The sequence below is a fragment of the Paraburkholderia sp. J10-1 genome (assembly GCF_905220165.1).
Taxonomy (GTDB): domain Bacteria; phylum Pseudomonadota; class Gammaproteobacteria; order Burkholderiales; family Burkholderiaceae; genus Paraburkholderia.
In genome coordinates this window covers 73,169-92,937 of sequence record NZ_CAJMYW010000002.1, presented here as the reverse complement: position 1 = coordinate 92,937, position 19,769 = coordinate 73,169, and the positions used below count along the sequence as shown (strand labels likewise).

General features: G+C 65.8%; 18 protein-coding genes and 1 pseudogene. 6 read left to right on the top strand and 13 right to left on the bottom strand.

Features of this window, described 5'->3' with window-relative positions; translation table 11 throughout:
• Complete coding sequence (locus tag U5A65_RS07265; protein ID WP_321945927.1) at positions 1 to 2,124, bottom strand: 3-hydroxyacyl-CoA dehydrogenase NAD-binding domain-containing protein; 2,124 nt, start codon at positions 2,122 to 2,124, stop codon at positions 1 to 3.
• A gap of 161 nt (positions 2,125 to 2,285) precedes the next feature.
• On the opposite strand from U5A65_RS07265, the gene U5A65_RS07260 reads away from it, so the two are divergent.
• On the top strand, positions 2,286 to 3,194 hold the full coding sequence (locus tag U5A65_RS07260; RefSeq protein ID WP_321916078.1) for a LysR family transcriptional regulator: 909 nt from the start codon (positions 2,286 to 2,288) through the stop codon (positions 3,192 to 3,194).
• A gap of 87 nt (positions 3,195 to 3,281) precedes the next feature.
• Here the strand turns inward: U5A65_RS07260 and U5A65_RS07255 are convergent, their stop codons facing one another.
• From U5A65_RS07255 to U5A65_RS07205, 11 genes are all read right to left on the bottom strand, one after another.
• Positions 3,282 to 3,665 (bottom strand): Na+/H+ antiporter subunit G, encoded by a 384-nt coding sequence (locus U5A65_RS07255; protein ID WP_321945926.1) that lies wholly within the window; start codon positions 3,663 to 3,665, stop codon positions 3,282 to 3,284.
• Between the two features lie 12 nt (positions 3,666 to 3,677).
• Entirely contained in the window at positions 3,678 to 3,953 is a 276-nt protein-coding gene (locus U5A65_RS07250) for a K+/H+ antiporter subunit F (protein ID WP_069261755.1), read from the bottom strand.
• Complete coding sequence (locus U5A65_RS07245) at positions 3,947 to 4,441, bottom strand: Na+/H+ antiporter subunit E (protein ID WP_321945925.1); 495 nt, start codon at positions 4,439 to 4,441, stop codon at positions 3,947 to 3,949. The genes U5A65_RS07250 and U5A65_RS07245 overlap by 7 nt, the downstream gene beginning before the upstream one ends.
• Position 4,442: 1 nt before the next feature.
• On the bottom strand, positions 4,443 to 6,107 hold the full coding sequence (locus U5A65_RS07240; protein WP_321945924.1) for a monovalent cation/H+ antiporter subunit D: 1,665 nt from the start codon (positions 6,105 to 6,107) through the stop codon (positions 4,443 to 4,445).
• On the bottom strand, positions 6,104 to 6,457 hold the full coding sequence (locus tag U5A65_RS07235) for a Na+/H+ antiporter subunit C (protein ID WP_321916074.1): 354 nt from the start codon (positions 6,455 to 6,457) through the stop codon (positions 6,104 to 6,106). The genes U5A65_RS07240 and U5A65_RS07235 overlap by 4 nt, the downstream gene beginning before the upstream one ends.
• The gene (locus U5A65_RS07230; RefSeq protein ID WP_321945923.1) at positions 6,457 to 9,258 is read right to left on the bottom strand and encodes a monovalent cation/H+ antiporter subunit A; all 2,802 of its coding nucleotides are present in this window, start codon (positions 9,256 to 9,258) and stop codon (positions 6,457 to 6,459) included. The genes U5A65_RS07235 and U5A65_RS07230 overlap by 1 nt, the downstream gene beginning before the upstream one ends.
• Before the next feature lie 169 nt (positions 9,259 to 9,427).
• A complete protein-coding gene (locus tag U5A65_RS07225; protein ID WP_321945922.1) occupies positions 9,428 to 9,901 on the bottom strand; it encodes a carboxypeptidase regulatory-like domain-containing protein in 474 nt (157 codons plus the stop codon).
• Positions 9,902 to 10,088: 187 nt separating this feature from the next.
• Entirely contained in the window at positions 10,089 to 11,798 is a 1,710-nt protein-coding gene (locus U5A65_RS07220) for a lactate permease LctP family transporter (RefSeq protein ID WP_321945921.1), read from the bottom strand.
• Between the two features lie 92 nt (positions 11,799 to 11,890).
• Positions 11,891 to 13,357 (bottom strand): LutB/LldF family L-lactate oxidation iron-sulfur protein, encoded by a 1,467-nt coding sequence (locus tag U5A65_RS07215; protein WP_321945920.1) that lies wholly within the window; start codon positions 13,355 to 13,357, stop codon positions 11,891 to 11,893.
• Positions 13,354 to 14,073, bottom strand: coding sequence for a lactate utilization protein C (locus U5A65_RS07210; protein ID WP_321946425.1), 720 nt, complete (start codon positions 14,071 to 14,073; stop codon positions 13,354 to 13,356). The genes U5A65_RS07215 and U5A65_RS07210 overlap by 4 nt, the downstream gene beginning before the upstream one ends.
• Positions 14,074 to 14,084: 11 nt before the next feature.
• Entirely contained in the window at positions 14,085 to 14,876 is a 792-nt protein-coding gene (locus U5A65_RS07205; RefSeq protein ID WP_321945919.1) for a (Fe-S)-binding protein, read from the bottom strand.
• Positions 14,877 to 15,095: 219 nt separating this feature from the next.
• On the opposite strand from U5A65_RS07205, the pseudogene U5A65_RS07200 reads away from it, so the two are divergent.
• From U5A65_RS07200 to U5A65_RS07180, 5 genes and pseudogenes are all read left to right on the top strand, one after another.
• Positions 15,096 to 15,758: pseudogene (locus U5A65_RS07200) on the top strand (FadR/GntR family transcriptional regulator); the annotation flags it as partial.
• 219 nt (positions 15,759 to 15,977) lie between these two features.
• Positions 15,978 to 16,361, top strand: coding sequence for a VOC family protein (locus U5A65_RS07195; protein ID WP_321945918.1), 384 nt, complete (start codon positions 15,978 to 15,980; stop codon positions 16,359 to 16,361).
• Between the two features lie 110 nt (positions 16,362 to 16,471).
• Positions 16,472 to 17,401 (top strand): polyphosphate kinase 2, encoded by a 930-nt coding sequence (ppk2, locus tag U5A65_RS07190; RefSeq protein WP_321916089.1) that lies wholly within the window; start codon positions 16,472 to 16,474, stop codon positions 17,399 to 17,401.
• An 85-nt stretch (positions 17,402 to 17,486) separates the two neighbouring features.
• Positions 17,487 to 17,810 (top strand): type II toxin-antitoxin system RelE/ParE family toxin, encoded by a 324-nt coding sequence (locus tag U5A65_RS07185; RefSeq protein ID WP_321916067.1) that lies wholly within the window; start codon positions 17,487 to 17,489, stop codon positions 17,808 to 17,810.
• A gap of 4 nt (positions 17,811 to 17,814) precedes the next feature.
• A complete protein-coding gene (locus tag U5A65_RS07180; protein ID WP_415764697.1) occupies positions 17,815 to 18,084 on the top strand; it encodes a helix-turn-helix domain-containing protein in 270 nt (89 codons plus the stop codon).
• A gap of 69 nt (positions 18,085 to 18,153) precedes the next feature.
• Here the strand turns inward: U5A65_RS07180 and U5A65_RS07175 are convergent, their stop codons facing one another.
• A complete protein-coding gene (locus tag U5A65_RS07175; RefSeq protein WP_321916065.1) occupies positions 18,154 to 19,743 on the bottom strand; it encodes an inorganic phosphate transporter in 1,590 nt (529 codons plus the stop codon).
• Positions 19,744 to 19,769 lie beyond the last annotated feature (26 nt).

The window sequence follows — 19,769 nt, the reverse complement described above, 5'->3', positions numbered from 1 at the left end:
TCAAGCCGATTGATTGAGGCTCGCGAAATTCTCACCGCGCTCCACGAGTTCGACGAGCAGTGGCGAAGGACGCCAGAACAGCGGATCTTCCTTTGCGTACGTGCGGATATCGGCGAGCACGTTGGCGAGGCCCACGGTATCGGCGTACTTCATCGGGCCGCCGCGATAGCGCGGGAAGCCGTAGCCGTAGAGCAGCGTGACGTCCACGTCGAGCGGGCGCAGCGCGATCTTCTCGAACACGACGTTCGCGCCTTCGTTCACCATCGCGGCCATGTAGCGGCGCATGATCTCTTCGTCGGTGAAGCTGCGCGGCTCGATGCCGGCGCGCTCGCGCTCAGTGCGGATGATGGATTCGACTTCGGGGTCGGGCGTGCCCGTGCGTGCGCCTTCGGGGTAGAGGTAGAAGCCGCGGCCCGTCTTCTGGCCGAACCAGCCGCGTTCGCAAATGCGGTCGGCGATCTGCACGTAGCGCGCCTTCGGGTCGCGCGTGGCGGCGCGGCGCTTGCGCGTGGCCCAGCCAATGTCGCCGCCCGCAAGATCGACGACCTGGTACGGGCCCATCGGAAAGCCGAAGTCGCGCACGGCCTTGTCGATCTGATACGGCGAGGCGCCGTCTTCCATCAGATGGTCCGCAGCCGTGCGGAATACCGCGAGAATGCGATTTCCGATGAAGCCGTCGCACACGCCGGCGCGCACCGGCACCTTGCGCAGCTTCTTCGCCAGCTCGAATGCGGTGGCGACCACGTCGGCGCTGACCTGCTTCGGCACCACGATTTCGAGCAGCTTCATGATGTTGGCGGGCGAGAAGAAGTGCAGGCCCACCACGTCCTGCGGGCGCTTGATGCTGGCCGCAATGGCGTCGATGTCGAGATACGACGTGTTGGTCGCGAGCACGGCGCCGGGCTTGCACACGCGGTCGAGTTCGGCGAACACGGCCTGCTTCACGGCCATGTCCTCGAACACGGCTTCGATCACGAGATCGGTGTTCGCGAGCGCATCGTACGAGGTGCTGCCGCTGAAGCGCGCGAGGATCTGTTCTTTCGCTTCGGGCTTCATGCGGCCCTTGGCGATGAGGCCGTCGTAGACCTTTTCCACATGTGCGCGGCCGCGAGCGAGCGAGGCGTCGTCGCGTTCGATCATCGTCACGGGCAGGCCCGCGTCGAGCACGGCCACGGCAATGCCCGCGCCCATCGTGCCGCCGCCGATCACGCCGACGGTTTCGATCGCGCGCGGTTTCGCGCTCTTCGTTTCAGGGGCTTTCTGCACTTCGCGCTCGGCGAAGAAGGCGTGCACGAGGCCCGCGCGCTGCGGGCTTTCGAGGCATTCGAGGAACTGCTTGCGCTCGAAGCGCAGGCCTTCGTCGAACGAAAGATCGAGCGCAGCCTGCACGCAATCGACGATCTTCAGCGGCGAGAAGAGACCCCGCGACTTCTTCGCGGTGTCGGCGCGCGCGGCATCGATTGCGGCTTGCGCTTGCGTGCGGTCCGCGAGCGCCTGGGCGTCGCGCGTGCGGCGCACGTGCGCATGGCCAGCGAGCAGTTCCTGCGCGTAGGCGAGGCCTTCGGCGAGAATGTCGTCGCTCGCACCTACGCGATCGACGAGGCCGAGCTTGTGCGCTTCCTGCGCGCTAGCGTGACGGCCGGTCAACATGAGCGAAAGCGCGGCTTCGGCGCCGATCAGGCGCGGCGTGCGCTGCGTGCCGCCTGCGCCGGGCAGCAGGCCCAGTTGCACTTCGGGCAGGCCGAGTTTCGCGCCGCCAACGGCCAGGCGGTAGTGCGCCGCGAGCGCCACTTCGAGGCCGCCGCCGAGCGCCGCGCCGTGAATGGCGGCGATCACCGGCTTGTGGCAGGCCTCGATGCGGTTGCACACGTCGGGCAGCGCGGGCGGCTGCGGCGGCTTGCCGAACTCGCGAATGTCCGCGCCGGCGATGAAATTGCGCCCCGCGCCGACGATCAGCACGGCCTGCACGGCGTCGTTCGCTTCGGCGTGCTCGATGGCGGCGGCGAGGCCGCGGCGCACGTCCACGCCCAGCGCGTTCACGGGCGGATTGTCCACGGTGACGAGCAGCACCTTGCCGCGCAGTTCGTGAGTAACGGGGGAGGCGTTCACGGGATCGGATGCCATGGGGGTGCTGTCTCCATAATGAGGGCCGGACTGGCGGGCCGTGCTGGTGGCCCGGGCGGCAATGTTTCATGTTCGCGTCGATTCTCAGCGCGTCAGGGGCAATTGACAATCCCATCGCTCGTTGACAGACTGTCAAAATATCTTTGACAGTGGAAGTTGCCATGGACGTCAACGCGCTGACCCTGCTCGTCGAGATTCTCGACGCGGGCAATCTGAGCGAGGCGGCGCGCCGGCTCAAGATGAGCCGCGCGAACGTCAGCTACCACCTCAATCACCTCGAGAAGTCGATCGGCCTGCAGCTCGTGCGCCGGACCACGCGCCGTGTCGAGCCGACCGAAATCGGCCTGAAGCTTTACGAGCATGGCCGCTCGATCCAGAACGCGCTGCTCGCTGCGCGCGAGTCGGTCTCCACCCTCGGGCAGAGCCTGCAGGGGCGCGTGCGGCTTTCGGTGCCGAGCGGCTACGGGCAGCTCGTCATGTCGGACTGGCTCATTCAGTTCAAGCGCATGTACCCCGGCATCGTGCTCGACGTGATGTTCGAAAATCGCGTGGAAGACCTGCTGCGCGACGAAGTGGATATCGCCGTGCGCGTGATGCACGAGCCGCCGCAGAACCTCGTGGCGCGCGACATGGGGCCGGTGAAGTACATCGCGTGCGCGTGCACGGAGTGGGCCGAAAGGCACGGCATGCCGCAAACGCTGGAAGACCTGGCGCGCGCACCCGTCATCACGGCAACCGTGGTGGGGCGGCAATTGCGGCTGGCAGGCTATTTGAACGAGGACCGGCACGAGGTGTTACTCGAGCCTTCGATCATTTCGGAAAACTTTCTATTTTTGCGGCAGTCGATTCTGGCGGGACTCGGCGTGGGCATCGTGCCCGACTATGTGATGCACGACGACATTCGCCAGGGCGCTGCTGTCACGTCGCTCGATGCCTGGCGCTTGAGCATTTTCGGCACGCACATGTACATGCTCTACATGCCGAACCGGCATCACACGCGGGCGGCGTCCACCTTCATCGATTATGTGCTGGGCGAGGCACGCAAGACGGGGCGCGGTGCGGACGCGTGAGAGGCGCATATTGCATCGAGCATGCCCCACGCGCCGTGTGCGACGTTCGATGGCGGCTTTTACCGGCGTAAAAGTCCACGCCTGTATTCAGGAATCCTGTGCGGCGTTGTTGTCCGGGCTCGCGTCTTGCGTTCGGTTGACGGTGGCGTCCGGCCGCCCGCGGGTGGCGGACGAAACGGCTACGCGTTGCTGAATGCCTGCCTTCGTGAGCATATGCGCGCTAATAGGCGCGGTAAGAAACAGGAACGCAGGTATCAGCACTTCATGCAGGCTCGCGAAATTGTTGTGCACGCTGAAGTAGACCACGGAAGCGAGCACGACGCCGCCCACGCCGAGCGTGGTCGATTTGGTCGGCCCGTGCAGGCGCATGTAGAAGTCAGGCAGGCGCGCGAGACCGATTGCGCCGATCAGCGTGAACGCGCTGCCGAGCAGGAGCAGCACACAGACAATGGCTTCGATAACCGTTTGCATGACGAAGTCGCCCTAGTTCAATTCGATGATGTCGCCGCGCTGCAGGTACTTCGTGAACGCAACGGTCGCCACGAACCCCATTACCGCGATGAGCAGCGCGATTTCGAAGAAGACCGTCGAGCGCAGCATGATGCCGTAGACGACGATCAGCGCGATCGCGTTGATATTGAGCGTGTCGAGCGCGACGAGGCGGTCGGGCAGCGAAGGCCCGCGCACGAGGCGCACGAGCGTGAGCAGGAACGCGAGCCCGAGGATCGCGAACGACACCGGAATGACGATGGCTAGCATGCGAAGATCTCCATGAGCGGGGCTTCGTAACGGGACTTGATCAGGGCGACGAGTGCGGCTTCGTCTTCGAGATCGAGCACGTGGACGACGAGGCGCGTGCGGTCGTCGGAGAGTTCGGCGCACAGCGTGCCGGGGCTCAGCGAGACGATGCTGATGAGCGACGCCAGCGCGATTTCGTGGGTGCTGTCGAGCGGCACTTCGATGAAGGCGGGGCGCAGGCGTTTCATCGGGCCGAGCACGAGCAGCGCGACTTCGAGATTCGCCACGAGGATGTCGTAGAGCACGTGTCCGAGGAGCCGCACGAGCAGCCACGGTTTGCCGAAGCGCACGGGCGCGAGCCACAGCCCTTCGCCCACGGCGAAAGCGATCACAGTGCCGAGTCCGAAGCCGAGCAGCAGGTTGCCGGGCGTTGCGTCGTTCATCAGCAATACCCAGCACACGAGCAGCACGATCGTGAGCCAGGGGTGCGGAAAGAGCCTCTTGAGCATGTCAGCTTCCTCCGCCCTGTGATGTTTGCGGCGCTTGCGCAGGCAGGATCGCGTGAACGTAGGCTTCGCGATCGAGCAACTGCGCCGCGGTGGCGTCGAGATACTGCTTGAGCGGTCCCGCAAACACCGTAGCGGCCACGACGCCCGCGAGCAGCAGCGCGCAGGCGGCGAGCTTGGAGCGGCTGCCGCGCGGCGCGGCGGCGGGCGCGCCGTCGTAGGCGCGGGCGGCGGGTATCGCCCACAGCAAACGCGTGCCCGTGCGGCTCAAAGCGACGATCGATAGCAGTCCGGCGATCAGCACGGCGGGCCAGAGCACGACAGCCTGCGAAAGCGGCGTGGCGGCGAGCACCATGGCCTTGCCGAGAAAGCCCGAGAGCGGCGGTAGTCCAACCGCGCCCACGGCTGCCGCGAGATAGAGCACGCCAGCGAGGTTCGAAGGCCAGGGCGCGGGACGCCTTTCAGGGGGCGCGGCCGTGGAAGGCGTTGCAACCGGCTCGCCGTCCGCTTCGGGCGTGATGGCGGGCGCGGTGGCGTCGTCGAGCGATTCGAGCGAGGCGGGCTCGCGCGTTTCGGCTGCAGCGGGCGCGGTCGGGGATTCGGTTGTTTCGGACTCCAGCGTATCGGCGAGCATGAACAGGGCGCCCGTACACAGCGTCGTGCTGATGAGGTAGTAAAGCAGCGCGCTCCACGCGAGCACGGTTTGCAGCGTGACGGCGGCAATCAGCAGACCGACCGAGACCAGCACGAGAAAGCCTGTCGTGGTCTTGAGGCTCGATACCGCAAGCGCGCCGAGCGCGCCATAGATAATCGTCGCAATGGCGAGCCACCACGCCCATTGATGCAGGAACGCGTCGAGCACGCCGCCCGCCGCGCCGAACACGAGCGCGTCGCAGCGAAGCATCGCATAGATGCCCACCTTGGTCATGATCGCGAACAGCGCGGCCACCGGACCGATCGCGCTGCGATATGCCTGTGGCAACCAGAACGACATCGGGAACACGGCGGCCTTGAGGCCGAATACGAGCATGAGCGTTGCGCCCGCGAACTGCGCGAGCGGCAGGGATGCGGCGTCCAGATGCGCGAGCCGCTCGCCCATGTCGGCCATGTTGAGGGTGCCCGTGAGGCCATAGAGCACGCCCAGCGCGATCAGGAAGAACGACGAGCCCACGAGGTTCAGCAGCATGTAGTGCAGGCCGTTGCGCACGCGGCGGCGCCCGCCGCCGTGCAGCAGCAGCGCGTACGAGGCGATCAGCAGCAGTTCGAAGAACACGAACAGGTTGAAGAGATCGCCGGCGAGAAACGCGCCGTTCAGGCCCATCAGCTCGAACTGCACGAGCGCGCGATAGTAGCGCCCGCGCCGGGCGTCGGCGCTCGTGGTGCCGAGCAGGCAGCAGCACGCGAGCAGCGCGGTCAGCACGAGCATGAGCGCGCCGAGCCGGTCGATCTGCAGCACGATGCCGAACGGCGCGGGCCACGCACCGAGCGCATAGCTCGCAATCTGCCCCTGCGCCGCGAATTCGGCGAGCGCCACCGCGATTGGCAGCAGCGCGAGTGTAGCGATCACGTTGATCGCGCGCTGCAGGCGTTTCGCGCGCGGCGGCAGCGCGACGATCGCACCGGCCGCAAAAAGCGGAATGAGGATAGGGAGAATGAGAGCGTGGTTCATTCGCTGCGCATCTCCAGGCCCTTGCGGTGCGCCTTGTCGCCGTCGACATGGTCGGTGCCGTCTATCGCGAGCGCGCGCAGCGCGAGCACGACCGTGAAGGCCGTCATGGCGAAGCCGATCACAATGGCGGTGAGCACGAGCGCCTGCGGCACGGGGTCCGCATACTGGGCGCCCGGTACGATCACGGGCGGCCTGCCGGCGGAGAGCCGCCCCATGCCGAGCAGGAACAGGTTGATCGCGTACGAGAACAGCGTGATGCCGAGGATCACCGGCAGCACGCGCGCGCACAGCAGCAGGTAGATGCCGCTCGCGCAGAGTACGCCGAGCGTAATGGCGAAGGCGGCTTCCATCAGCTTTTCTCCACGGATTGCATGTCCTTGTCGCGTACGCCCAGGTGCGAGACGATCGTGAGCGTCGTGCCGACCACTGCGCCAAGCACGCCGAGGTCGAACAGCATGGCTGTGCTCAATTCGACTTCTCCGATCAGCGGCACATGCAAATGGCCGAACGCGCTGGTGAGGAAGGGCTGGCCGAACACGATCGCGCCCACGCCCGTTGCGGCCGCAACGAGAATGCCGAGGCCCGCGAGCGCACGATAGTTGATGCGGATGCGCGACTCGGTCCACAGCACGCCGCTCGCTACGTACTGCAGCAGAAGCGCAATGGAGATCACGAGCGAGGCGATGAAGCCGCCGCCCGGCAAGTTGTGTCCGCGCAAAAAGATGAATACGGCGACGAGGATGGTGAGCGGCAACATGAGGCGCGCAAGAATGGCCAGCAGCAACGGATGCGATTGCGACGACCACGGCAGGCCGCCCGGCCCCGTGTCGGGCGACTTCAGGCGCAGGCCGCGCAGCAGTGCCTTCACGGCGAGCCCCGCGACCACGAGCACGCTGATCTCGACCATCGTGTCGAAGCCCCGGAAGTCCACGAGGATGACGTTCACGACGTTGTGGCCGCCGCTGCCCGGCAGCGCATTCGCGAGAAAGTACTGGCCGATGCCGTCGATCGGTGCGCGCGTCATCACCGCGTATGCCACGCCAGCGATTAGCGCACCGCCCGCGAGTGCGAGCACCGCATTGCGCGCCCGCGTGAACGGAGGCTGTTCCGCGCGCTGCACGACCGGCAGAAAGTAGATGGCGAGCACGAGCAGCAGCACCGTGACCACTTCCACGGAGATTTGCGTGAGCGCGAGGTCCGGCGCGGAAAAACGCACGAACGCGAGCGTGACGAGCAAGCCGCACGTGCTCAGCATCACGAGTGCATAGAGCGTATTGGCGCGTACGAGCACGACACCCACCGCCATCAGCGCCATCAGCACGAGGCCGACGAGCGTCATCGCGTCGAGTGGCGCCGAGCGGTACGCGCCGTCGAGCGCCGGCAGGGCGAGCAGCGCCGCGCCGGGCACGATCAGCATTGCCGCAACCATCCACGCGAGATACGACGGCAGCGAACGCGTTTCAAAGAGATTCACCACGTAACCCGCGGCCTTTTCGAGCTGCTGCACGAAACGGTCGAAGCCTTCGCTCGCGTTCATTTCGGAGAGCACCGAACGATGGTGGCGGAACGCGTCGCGGCGATAGAAGAACAGCAGGGCGCCGCCCACGAACGACACGCAGCTCATCAGCAGCGGCAGATTGATGCCGTGCCACAAGCTCAGGCTGTAAGTGGGCACGACGCCGCCCAGTGCGAACCATGCCGCCGATTCGAGCATCTTGCCAATGGTCTGCTCCGGCACGAGCCCCACGAGCAGACAGATCACGACGAGAATCTCGACAGGCAGCTTCATGAAGCGCGGCGGCTCGTGCGGCGGGTAGTGCGGCAGGTCGTGCGGCGTTTCGCCGTCGAAGAACACGCCCCACACGAAGCGCAGCGAGTACGCCACCGAGAGCCCCGCCGCAATGACGGCGAGCGCGGGAATGATCCAGTTGAAGTCGCCGAGCAGTCCTTGCGCGAGCGTTTCGCCAAAGAACATTTCCTTCGAGAGGAAGCCGTTGAGGAGCGGCACGCCCGCCATGGCGAGCGACGCCACGGCGGCTAGCGCGGCGGTATGCGGCATGAAGCGGCGCAGGCCGCGCAGACGGCCGAGATCGCGCGTGCCCGTTTCATGGTCGATGATGCCCGCGGCCATGAAGAGCGAGGCCTTGAAGACCGCGTGGTTGAAGGTGTGAAAGAGCGCGGCGACGGTGGAGAGCTGCGTGTCGAGGCCGAACAGCAGCACGATGAGTCCGAGATGGCTGATGGTGGAATACGCGAGCAGCCCCTTCAGATCGCGTTGCACGAGCGCCATGGCCGCGCCGCCCGTGAGCGTGACGAGGCCGATCAGGCTCGTCACGTAGAAGAACCAGCCGGTGCCTTCGAGCACGGGGTAAAAGCGCGCGATAAGGAAGATGCCAGCCTTTACCATCGTCGCCGAATGCAGGTACGCCGAAACCGGCGTGGGCGCCGACATGGCATGCGGGAGCCAGAAGTGAAACGGGAACTGCGCCGACTTCGTGCAGGCCGCGAAAAGAATGAGCAGGAGAATGGCGGGATACAGCGGATCGCGCTGCACGAAGCCCGCATGCGCGAGCACGACGTCGAGGTCATAGCTGCCGCAGACGTGGCCAAGCAGCAGTACGGCGGCCAGTAGCGCGAGGCCGCCCGCGCCCGTGATGGTGAGCGCCATGCGCGCCCCGCGCCGCGCTTCGGGGCGTGAAGGCCAGAAGCCGATCAGCAGGAACGACACGATGCTCGTGAGTTCCCAGAAGATCACGAGCAGCAGCAGGTTGTCCGATAGCACGACGCCGAGCATCGCGCCCATGAAAAGCAGCAGCAGCGCGTAAAGGCGCGGCAGCGACTCGCTGCCGGCGAGGTAGTAGCGCGCGTAGACGAAAACGAGCAGGCCGATCGCGAGCACGAGCAGCGCGAACATGAACGAGAGGCCGTCCAGACGCAGCGCGAACGAAAGGCCGATTTGCGGGATCCAGTCGGCTTGCCAGTACAGCACGCCATGGGTGGCCATGCCTACGCGTTCGCTGCCCAGCATCCCGAGACCGAAGAGCGCGGCCGCGAAGGCGATCCAGGTGCCGGAGGCGGGCGCGTGACGCCCCGCGAACGCGACGAGCGCCGCGGCGACGAACGGTAAGACGACGAGCCACCCCATTGCCATTCGACACTCCCCCGTGAATCCGGCTGGGCGCCGGGCCGGCGCGCCGCAGTTCACGATCATAGCCGCAAACGGGGACGGAGTTCATTCATGTGGCATGAATGCACCCGCAGGGTGTCATGCGAAAGACATGTGCGTCAGCGCCGCTGACTGGAGGGCTCGTCAATGACCTTCACATCGGCCAGACGAAGGTTTCGTGAGCGCGTGTCGCCTTGCCGATGTCCACCGTACGCCGCTCCGTATTGCCGCCATGGCTCGCGGTGATCACATAGCGGCCGTCCGGAATCGAAACGAGCATGAACGGGCCGCGCGTGCGCGTGGAAAGGAGCGGTGTGCCGTGCATGTCGGCGATCTTTACGGGGACGTCCGCGAGATATTCATTGCCGTCGGCGGATTGCCGCGCGAATTCGAGCGAGAGCGGATAGCGATGCATCGCGGCTTTGAACGCCGCCGACTGGTCGCTGCCGACGCCGCCGGACAGATACGCAATATCGCCGCTGCGCTGGGCGGGCGGCAGCACGCCCGCTGTTGCGGCCATGATGTCCGCATTGCCTGCTGCCGGGGTTGCCGCCCACGCACCCGGCGCGCCGAACACCACAGCGAGCGCGAGCGCCGCGCCGATCCACGGAGTTGAGCGTGCTTTCATTTTCCACCTCCATCGATTCGTTGACCGGATGCCGGCACGCGTGTCGCGTGTGCCGGACGGATCGAGGGTAGGCAGGGCGGCTTAAAAGTCGCTTAAAGCCAGCGCTTTTCACGCCGGATGCAAAGAAGGCCGTTGCCCGCGCACGGCGGAAAACGGCCTTCGTGATTTCATGACGGCGCTTACATCGTCACTGCGGAATCATGCCCGTCAGCACATAAGCCTGAATCAGCGTCACCACGCCCACCACAGCCGCGAAGAACAGGCTGTGACGCACGGTGAAGCGAAACAGCGACGACTCCTTGCCGACAAGACCCGTTGCCGCGCAAGCCACCGCGATCGACTGCGGCGAGATCATCTTGCCGCTTACGCCGCCCGAGGTGTTGGCTGCGACGAGCAGCGTGTCCGACACGTTGATCTGATGCGCCGTGGTGTGCTGCAGCGAGCAGAACAGCGCGTTCGACGAGGTATCGGAGCCCGTGAGAAACACGCCGAGCCAGCCGAGGAACGGCGAGAAGAACGGGAACGCGGCGCCGGTGCCCGCAAGCGCGAGGGCGAGCGTGGACGACATACCCGAGTAGTTCGCGACGAACGCGAAGGCGAGCACGAGGCCGATGGAAAGCACGGGGCGGCGCAGTTCGCCGAGCGTTTCGAAGAAAGCGGCCACGGCGGCGCGCGGCTTCATGCGCAGCAGGATCACGGAGAGGATCGCCGTGATCATGATCGCGGTGCCCACGGCAGAGAGCCAGTCGAGCTTGAATACGGCTTCATAGGGCTTGGGCGTAGCGACGATCGGCGCCGTGCGCACGACGAGCTGATCGAGACCCGGCACGTGCAGGCTCAGAATCGTGCCCGCGAGCGGACCCTTCGCCGCGAAAAGCGCCTTGAACGGCTTGACGCTCCACACGGTCACGATGGCCGTGAGCAGAATGAACGGCGACCACGCGCGCACGGTTTGCGCGATGCTGTACGGCGAAGCCTGGCGGCTCGCAGCGGCCGCGCGCGAACCGCCTGCGCCGCCGCCAAAACCGCCCAGCGCGGCTGCACCGCCGCTCACCTTCACGCTCGTGCCTTGCGCAGCCCGGCGCGGCTGCCACACGTTGAGAAACGCGGCGAGCGCAACGAGGCTCACGAGCGCCGAGGTGATGTCCGGCAGCTCAGGCCCGATGTGGTTCGACGTGAAGTACTGCGTCACAGCGAAGCTGCCGCCGGCCACGAGCGCGGCGGGCCACGTTTCCTTCACGCCGCGCTTGCCGTCCATGATGAAGACGAGCCAGAACGGCACGAAGAGCGAAAGCAACGGCAGCTGGCGGCCAGCCATTGCGCCGATCAGGAACGGATCGATGCCCGTGACCTGACCCGCGACGATGATGGGAATGCCCATCGCGCCGAACGCGACCGGCGCGGTATTGGCGATGAGGCACAGACCGGCGGCGTAGAGCGGCTCGAAACCGAGGCCGACGAGCAGCGCCGAGGTGATCGCCACCGGCGCGCCGAAGCCCGCCGCGCCTTCGAGGAACGCGCCGAACGAGAAGCCGATCAGCAGCAGTTGCAGGCGCTGGTCGTCGGTGATCGAGAGCACCGAGGCGCGGATGATTTCGAATTGCCCCGTCTTCACGACGATCTTGTAGAGGAACACCGCGGTGACGATGATCCACGCGATCGGCCAGATGCCATAGGCAAAGCCAAAGCCCGCGGAAATGAGCGCCTGGCGCACGGGCATGCCGTACTCGAAGATTGCCACGGCGAGCGCGAGCAGCAGGGTGATCGCGGCGGCGACATGGCCCTTCATGCGCAGGCCCGCGAGCGCGACGAAGAAAAACAGAATGGGGATGGCGGCGACGAGCGCGGATAGCCACAAATTGCCAAGCGGTGTGTAGATCTGATACCAGGGTTGCACTACGGTCTCCTCCGACGATACGGGTAAAAAATTTATGTCAGTTCGTCAGGCACGCATTTACGATTTATTTCGCATGCCTGACGACATGATCGCTACTGCGGCTGATCGCGTTCGCGCAGCAGGTCGTGCAGGCTGCGCGGTGCGGGCTTGAGCGGTGTGCGATGCTGCGTCCAGCCCATCTGCTGTGTGGGGGCGAGGCCCCGCAGGCGCGTCACGGCCCAGCGCAGCGCGCGGTATGCGCGCGGATGCGCGAATGCGCCGCTCCAGAAGCGCCAGATGAATTGCTCGCTTCTGCTGTGATTCGCGCCCTGGCCGCGAAGCGGATGCGCGACGCTTTCCTCGGGGTCGCGGTTCGCTTCGGTGCGCAGGCGCACGAGCAGTTGCGGAATCGGAATGCGCACCGGGCAGACTTCGCCGCACGCGCCGCACAGGCTCGAAGCCGTGGGCAACTCGGCGGTCGCGTCGAGCCCGAGCAGATGCGGCGAAATGATCTTGCCGATCGGCCCCGGGTACGTCGTGCCATACGCATGCCCGCCAATGCGCGTGTACACCGGGCAGTGATTCATGCACGCGCCGCAACGAATGCATTGCAACGTGGCGCGCAATTGCTCGTCGGCGTAAGCCTGGCTGCGGCCATTGTCGAGCAGCACGAGATGCACTTCGCGCGGCCCGTCTTTCTCGCCTTCGCGGCGCGGGCTGCTGATCAGGTTGAAATACGTCGTGATGGGCTGGCCCGTGGCCGAGCGCGTGAGCAGGCTCGAAAGCGGCACGATGTGCTCGAGCTTCGCCACCACCTTCTCCATGCCCATGATCGCGATATGCACGTCGGGCACCGTGGTGGAAAGGCGGCCGTTGCCTTCGTTTTCCACGAGCCAGAGCGTGCCCGTGTCGGCGGCGGCGAAGTTCACGCCGGAGAGGCCGATCTGCGCATCCACGAAGGCACGGCGCAGCGCGCGGCGGCCCGTTTGAATGAGCGTGTCCACGTCTTCCGTAAAGGGCGTATCGGGAATGTGTTCTTCGAACAGGTGCCCGATATCGCCCTTCGTTTTGTGGATCGCGGGCATGACGATGTGCGAGGGCTTTTCGCCCGCGAGCTGCACGATGTACTCGCCCATGTCCGATTCGATACAGTCGACCCCGCGCGCGGCGAGGTAATGGTTGAGCTCGATTTCCTCGCTCGCCATCGACTTGCCCTTGATCACGCGCGTGGCCGCATGCCGCTGCGCGATGTCGTGGACGATGCGGTTGGCTTCGTCGGCGGTCTCGGCCCAATGCACCTGAATGCCGTTCGCGCGCAGTGTCGTTTCCAGTTGCTCGAGCAATTCCGGCAGGCGCGCAAGCGCGTGCTGGCGCACGGCTTCGCCGAGGTCGCGCAGGGCTTCGAGTTCGTCCGCTTCAGGAAACTGTGTGGCGCGCTTGCCTTGCAGGAAGTCCATCGCACCGCGAAAGCTCTCGCGCAACTGCGGGTCGTCGAGCGCCGTGCGTGCACGCTGGCGGAATTGCGCGGTCGGGACGAAATGCAGCGTGTTTTCCTGGGGCGTTTGCGTGTTCGTGCTCATTGGGCGGCTCCGTGCTGCGCACACGTTGCGTGATCCTCATCCGTTACGACGACGACCCACAGCGCGCGCGGGCCGTGCGCGCCATACGCGGTGGTCTGCTGAATGTCCGAGGTCTTCGAAGGCCCCGAAATCATCACGAGATTGGTGGGCATGCCGCCGCTCCAGCGTTCGGCCGCCACAGCGGCGTGCAGGTCCGCATGCAGCGTGTGCGCGTGGATCAGCGCGACGTGCAAAGGCGGCACGAGCGAGACCGTGCGCGGCGCGTTCGCGTCGGGCACGACTACGAGCGTGCCCGTCGCCGCGAGGCCTGAGCGCGCGACCGTGAAGCCCGCGTCGATGGTGTCGAAGAGTTCGCTCTTCCATTGCTCGATCGGCTGCGCATAGCTGCGCGCCTGCACGGCAGGCGGGAGCGCTGCCGTGAGCGCTTGCCCTTCGGCGCATGTGGTGTCGAGCAGCAGGCTGCGCACGCCGGTTGCTGCCAGGCGCCCGGCGAGATCGGCGGCCCAGGTGGCGGCGCTCGTGCAGATCACCTCGGCGTGCGCGGCCTCGAGCATGCGCTGGAACTGCGCGACGCGTTCGTTCAGCGCAAGCGGCGCGTGTGCGCGGCGCTCCGCGAAATGCGCGTCGATGCGTGCACCGAGCGCTTCGACCGTCGTGGCGGGCGCGGCGGGTGCATGGGCGCGCAGGCGTTGCAGCATGCGCGCGCGCGCGCTCATCGAATCGACGCTCATGCGGCCTCCCCGCCGGTGCGGCGCCAGAGGAAGGAGGCCAGGTGCTCCACGGCGAGCGGCGCGCCCTTGTGCGCCGCCGCGTGGCCGATGTTGAGCAGGCAGCCGCAGTCGGCGGAAACGAGGCGCTCGCAGCCCGTGGCGCAGGCCGAGGCGATCTTGTCGGCGACCATCGCGCCGGAAATGTCGGGGTGCTTGAGCGAGAACGTGCCGCCAAAGCCGCAGCATTCCGATTCGCGCTCGTGGTCGATGCGCGTGACGCCCGGCAGCGCATCGATGACTTCGACGCCGTGCACGCGCGTGCCCATCTCGCGCCGCGCGCCGCATGAGGTATGCAGCACGACGCGCTCTTCGGGCTGCTGGACGGAGCCCTTCGCGCCATACGCGTTGAAATCGACGTTCAGCACGCGCACGAGGAATTCCGTGAGTTCGTACACACGCTCGGAGAGTCCCTGGGCGCGCGCGGCGTTTGCGGCGTCGTCGTCGAACAGCGCGGGCCAGTGGTGGCGCATCATGCCCGCGCATGAGCCCGAAGGCACGATCACTGGCCACGGCTTTTCGAAGAGACCCAGCTGCGCGAGCGCGACCTCGCGCGCCTGGCGCGGGTTGCCGCTGCTGTACGCGGGCTGGCCGCAGCAACTCTGGCTGCGCGGGAAATGGACCGTGAGGCCCTCGCGTTCGAGCAGCTTGACCGCGTCGAGACCGGCTTGCGGCACGAACAGGTCGACGAGGCAGGTGGCGAACAGATAGACGTCGGTGGGGCGCTCGGTGGGGTATTGCCGTGGCTTCATGTCTCGCTCGGTGTCTTTGCGCGCTTTCGCGATCTGCCCTCGCGGGCCAGGGGGGCCGTGAAGGTTGAAGACAAGCGCGGGTTTGGGCGCATAATTCCCGCTTCGGGCGAGTGGTTCAAACTGGTTGGACCACCCGCCGCAAGCGACAACGAGACTCGGGATGGCACGGGGATGGCAATCAGGGACAGGGCGGGTACGCGCGGGCGTGTGGAAACCGTGATGCGCCGCATGGAGACGGCGCTGCTCGACGGCACGTGGCGCGCAGGAGCGAAGCTGCCCTCCGAGCGGGTGCTCGCGCTGGAGTACGGCGTGGCGCGCAACACGGTGCGCGAGGCGATCCAGCGCCTGGCCGCGCGCGGCCTCGTGCAAAGCAGGCCGGGAGCGGGCGTGTTCGTGACCGACCAGCTGCGCACGGGCTTTGCGTCGCCCTGGGGGCAACTCGTGGCCGATCATCCGGCCTTGCGCGAAGACATCCTCGAGTTTCGCCGCGTGCTGGAAGGCGCGACCGCGTATTTTGCGGCGCTGCGCGCGAGCGACGAGGACATCGCGCGCATTCGCGCGCTGATGCAGGAACTGGAGCGCACGCGCGAAGTGGACGACAAGGCCGCCGAGGCCGACACCGACGCGAAGCTGCACGAAGTGATCGCGCAGGCTTCCCACAACGCGATGTTCCTGCATCTGCACACGAGCGTGCTGGGCGTGCTGCGCGAGCACATCACGATCAACGGCACGGGGCTGCGCGTGCAGAACGAGGACGCGCCGGACCAGTTGCTGCTGCAGCATCGAACGCTTTGCGATGCGATCGTCGCGCGGCGTCCCGAGGAGGCGCGCACGGCCATGCAGACGCATATCGACTTCGTGCGCACGCGGGTGGGAGAGGAGATCGGCTGGCCGGAAAGTGGTCCAACCAGTGACGGAGTCGTGCGCACCGCGCAGGCCGGCAAGACGCTGCGCAAGACCACTCGCAAGGCGCCGGGCGGCGCAGAGCAAAAGCCAACGGCTCGCGCACGGCGGGCGAACGCTGCTAAAGTCGACTGATTGGGTCGACGGGCCGCAGTGCGGGTCTCACGCAGTGCCTGGCCACCAGAGCAGGAGGAGCCGATGAACGAGAGTGCCGCGCAAATCGTGGCGTTGAGCGCCGTGACGCTGACCGTCAGCGATATCGCGCGGTCGGTGCCGTTTTACGAGGCGCTCGGCTTCGTGCAGAGAGCCGGGCACGCCATACCGGGCTTCGCGTCGTTCGAGCTGGGCGGCGGTGCGGCGGGCGTTTGCTATCTGAATCTGCTCGAGGGGCCGCACGGCGCGGTGAACGGCTGGGGGCGCGTGATTCTCTACGTCGCCGACGTGGACGCCTTCTACGCCCGCGCGCTGGCGGCCGGCGCGAAGCCCGAATTCGCACCGCGCGACGCGCCGTGGGGCGAGCGCTATTTTCATCTCGTCGATCCGGACGGCCATGAGTTGAGCTTCGCCCGGCCGCTCCCCTGAGCCGGCCCAATGCATTTGAAATATTCGTGACACTCGCTGCGCCGATAGTGGCGCGAGTTGCCAGCATATCGACCAAGGAGAGAGTCGCCATGAATGAATTCGACCGCACGATGGACGCCGAACAACAGGATGCGCAGCAGCAGGAGGCCGAACGGCACCGCCGCCGCCGTCTGGATGAGGAACTCATCGACGCCTACGACGAAGAGCTCGAAATGGAGGTCGACGACCGGTTGCAGGAAAGCGGCCTGCAGATCAGCGACGAGGCGCGCGCGCTGCGACGCGTCTATTTCCGCGAGCTGATCCGGCTGCAGGGCGAGCTCGTCAAGCTGCAGGACTGGATCGTGAGCACGGGGCACCGGCTCGTCGTGATCTTCGAAGGGCGTGACGCAGCGGGCAAGGGGGGCGTCATCAAGCGCATCACGCAGCGCCTGAACCCGCGCATGTGTCGTGTGGCCGCGCTGCCCGCGCCGAACAACCGCGAGCGCACGCAATGGTATTTCCAGCGCTACGTGCAGCATTTGCCGGCGGGCGGCGAGATGGTGCTGTTCGACCGCAGTTGGTACAACCGCGCGGGCGTGGAGCGCGTGATGAACTTCTGCACCGACGACGAATACGAAGAATTCTTCCGCTCGGTGCCGGAATTCGAAAAGATGCTCGTGAGGAGCGGCATCCAGATCGTCAAGTACTGGTTCTCGATTACCGACGACGAGCAGGAAGTGCGCTTCCAGAGCCGTATCGACGATCCACTCAAGCAGTGGAAGCTCTCGCCGATGGACCTCGAAAGCCGCCGCCGCTGGGAGGCCTATACGCACGTGAAAGAAGTGATGCTGCAGCGCTCGCACATTCCCGAGGCGCCGTGGTGGGTGGTGCAGGGCGTGGACAAGAAGCGCGCGCGCCTGAACTGCATCCACCACTTGCTGAGCCAGGTGCCGTATCACGAGATCGAGCATCCGCAAGTCACGCTGCCGGCGCGCGTGCATCATCCGGATTACATTCGCCAGCCGGTCGCAGAGCAAATGATCATTCCGGAGATTTATTGACGGGTTGCCCGCTTTTGGCCTGATCGAAAGCAAACGCGACGATTTTGGGGTGCCCATGGCGAAGTAACATATTTGTTACTTCGCCATGGGATGCCGGCTCGACTTTTACAGTGAGCGCGTCGAACGCAGCATCTATGCGCTGCCGAAAATGCTCGCGGTGCGCTTCGTGGCGCTTGCCGAGCGCATGGAGCAACACGGTCCGAACCTTGGAGAGCCGCACACCAAAGCGATGGGTGACGGCTTGTTCGAACTCCGCCTCAAAGCGGCGGAAGGTCTTGCAAGGGTGTTCTACTGCGCAATGGTGGATCGTCGTGTCGTGATGCTTCATTGCTATGTGAAGAAGACGCAGCACAAGGAACCGGAAATTGCGTGCAAGCGGCACCAGGAGGTAAAAAGTGGGAACCTTTAGGGAAATGCGCGAGCGAGTCCTCGCTGATCCCGAGGCGCGGGCGGAATACGACCGGTTGAATCGCGAAGAATTTGCGCTGCTCGACCAGATGCTGGCTGCCCGCCATAAAGCAGGATTGAGCCAGGCACAGGTCGCCGAGCGCATGGGTACGAAAGCGCCGGCAATCACACGTCTCGAACGCGCATTGGCATCAGGCGAGCACTCGCCTTCGATCGACACATTGCGCAAATATGCGCAGGCGTGCGGCAAGACGCTGATCATCTCGATCGTCTGAATTCAGGCATTCGATGAAAAAAAGCCGGACTCCCCAAGGGGAGCCCGGCTTTTTCATGTCCGTTCGCACTCAGAACAGGTGCTTGAACACCCAGTAAAGCGCGCCCGCCAGCACGATCGATGCGGGCAGCGTGAGCACCCACGCCATCACGAGGCTGCGCACGGTGTTCCATTGCAGGCCCGAGCCGTTTGCGGCCATCGTGCCCGCCACGCCCGAGGAGAGCACGTGCGTGGTCGAGACCGGCAGGCCGTACACGTCGGCCGCGCCGATCGTCACCATCGCCACGACTTCCGCGCAGCCGCCCTGGCCGTAGCTCAGGTGCTGCTTGCCGATACGCTCGCCCACTGTGACCACGATGCGCTTCCAGCCCACCATCGTGCCGAGACCCAGCGCGATCGCCACGGCCACTTTCACCCACGTCGGGATGAATTTCGTCGCGTGGTCGATCTGGCTGCGGAAGTTGTTGATGGCCTTCGCGTCGTCGGCAGAAAAGGCCACGGCCTTCTGTTTGTCGAGCAGGCGGATCGCTTCGGAAATCACGTACATGTTGTTGCGCACGTTATCGACGACCGATTGCGGCACCGCCGCGAGCGAGCCATAGCCGTGCACCTGGTCGGCCACCTGGTTCGACAGCGCGGCGAGCGCGGGCACCGTCGTGCTCGAGATCGTACGGCTGCCGATGAAGCGCTCGACTTCGGCGCGCGGCACGGCGGGCGCGGCCACGCCGTTCGTGTAGCGTTCGAGCGCGCGCGTGGCGTCGTGTGCGACGGCGATGAAGGTCTGCGTTTGCTCGGCCGTCACGGCGCGGTTCAGCGCGTAGGCGGTGGGCACCGTGCCGATCAGGATCAGCATGATGAGGCCCATGCCCTTCTGGCCGTCGTTGGAGCCGTGCGCGAACGACACGCCCGTGCAGGTGAGAATGAGCAGCGAGCGGATCCAGAACGGCGGCGGCTCCTTGCCCTTCGGCTCGGAGTAGAGCTCGGGCACGCGCACGACCGCCTTCAGGATGAGCAGCAGGAGGCCCGCCAGCAAGAAGCCGACGATCGGCGAAAAGAGCAGCGACTTGCCCACGCCGAGCGCCTGGCTCCAGTCCACGCCGCTCGTGCCGTTGGCGCCGTGCATGAGCTGGTTCATGAGACCCACGCCGATGATCGAGCCGATCAGCGTATGCGAGCTCGACGAAGGCAGGCCGAAGTACCACGTGCCGAGGTTCCAGATGATCGCGGCAATGAGCAGCGCGAACACCATGGCGAAGCCCGCGCTGCTGCCCACCTGCAGGATCAGTTCGACGGGCAGCAGCTGCAGGATGCCGAAGGCCACCGCGCCGGTGGAGGTGAGCACGCCGAGAAAATTCCAGGCGCCCGACCAGATCACCGCGATATTGGGTGAAAGCGAGTGCGTATAGATGACGGTTGCGACCGCATTCGCGGTATCGTGGAAGCCGTTCACGAACTCGAAGCCGAGCGCGATGATCAGCGCGATGCCGAGCAGTACCCAGGGCATCGCCGAGCTTTCGCGCACCGGCGAGAGGTCGTCGGCGAGATGCATCCCCACGTACACGGCGCCGATGGCGATGACAATGAGAAATGCGAGCAGGCTGACATTGCGCCCTCGCGCGGGGGCAGTGCCCGGTTGCGGTGACAGGGAAAATTCTGGCATGGCGGGCGGGCTCCTGGGGGAGGGAG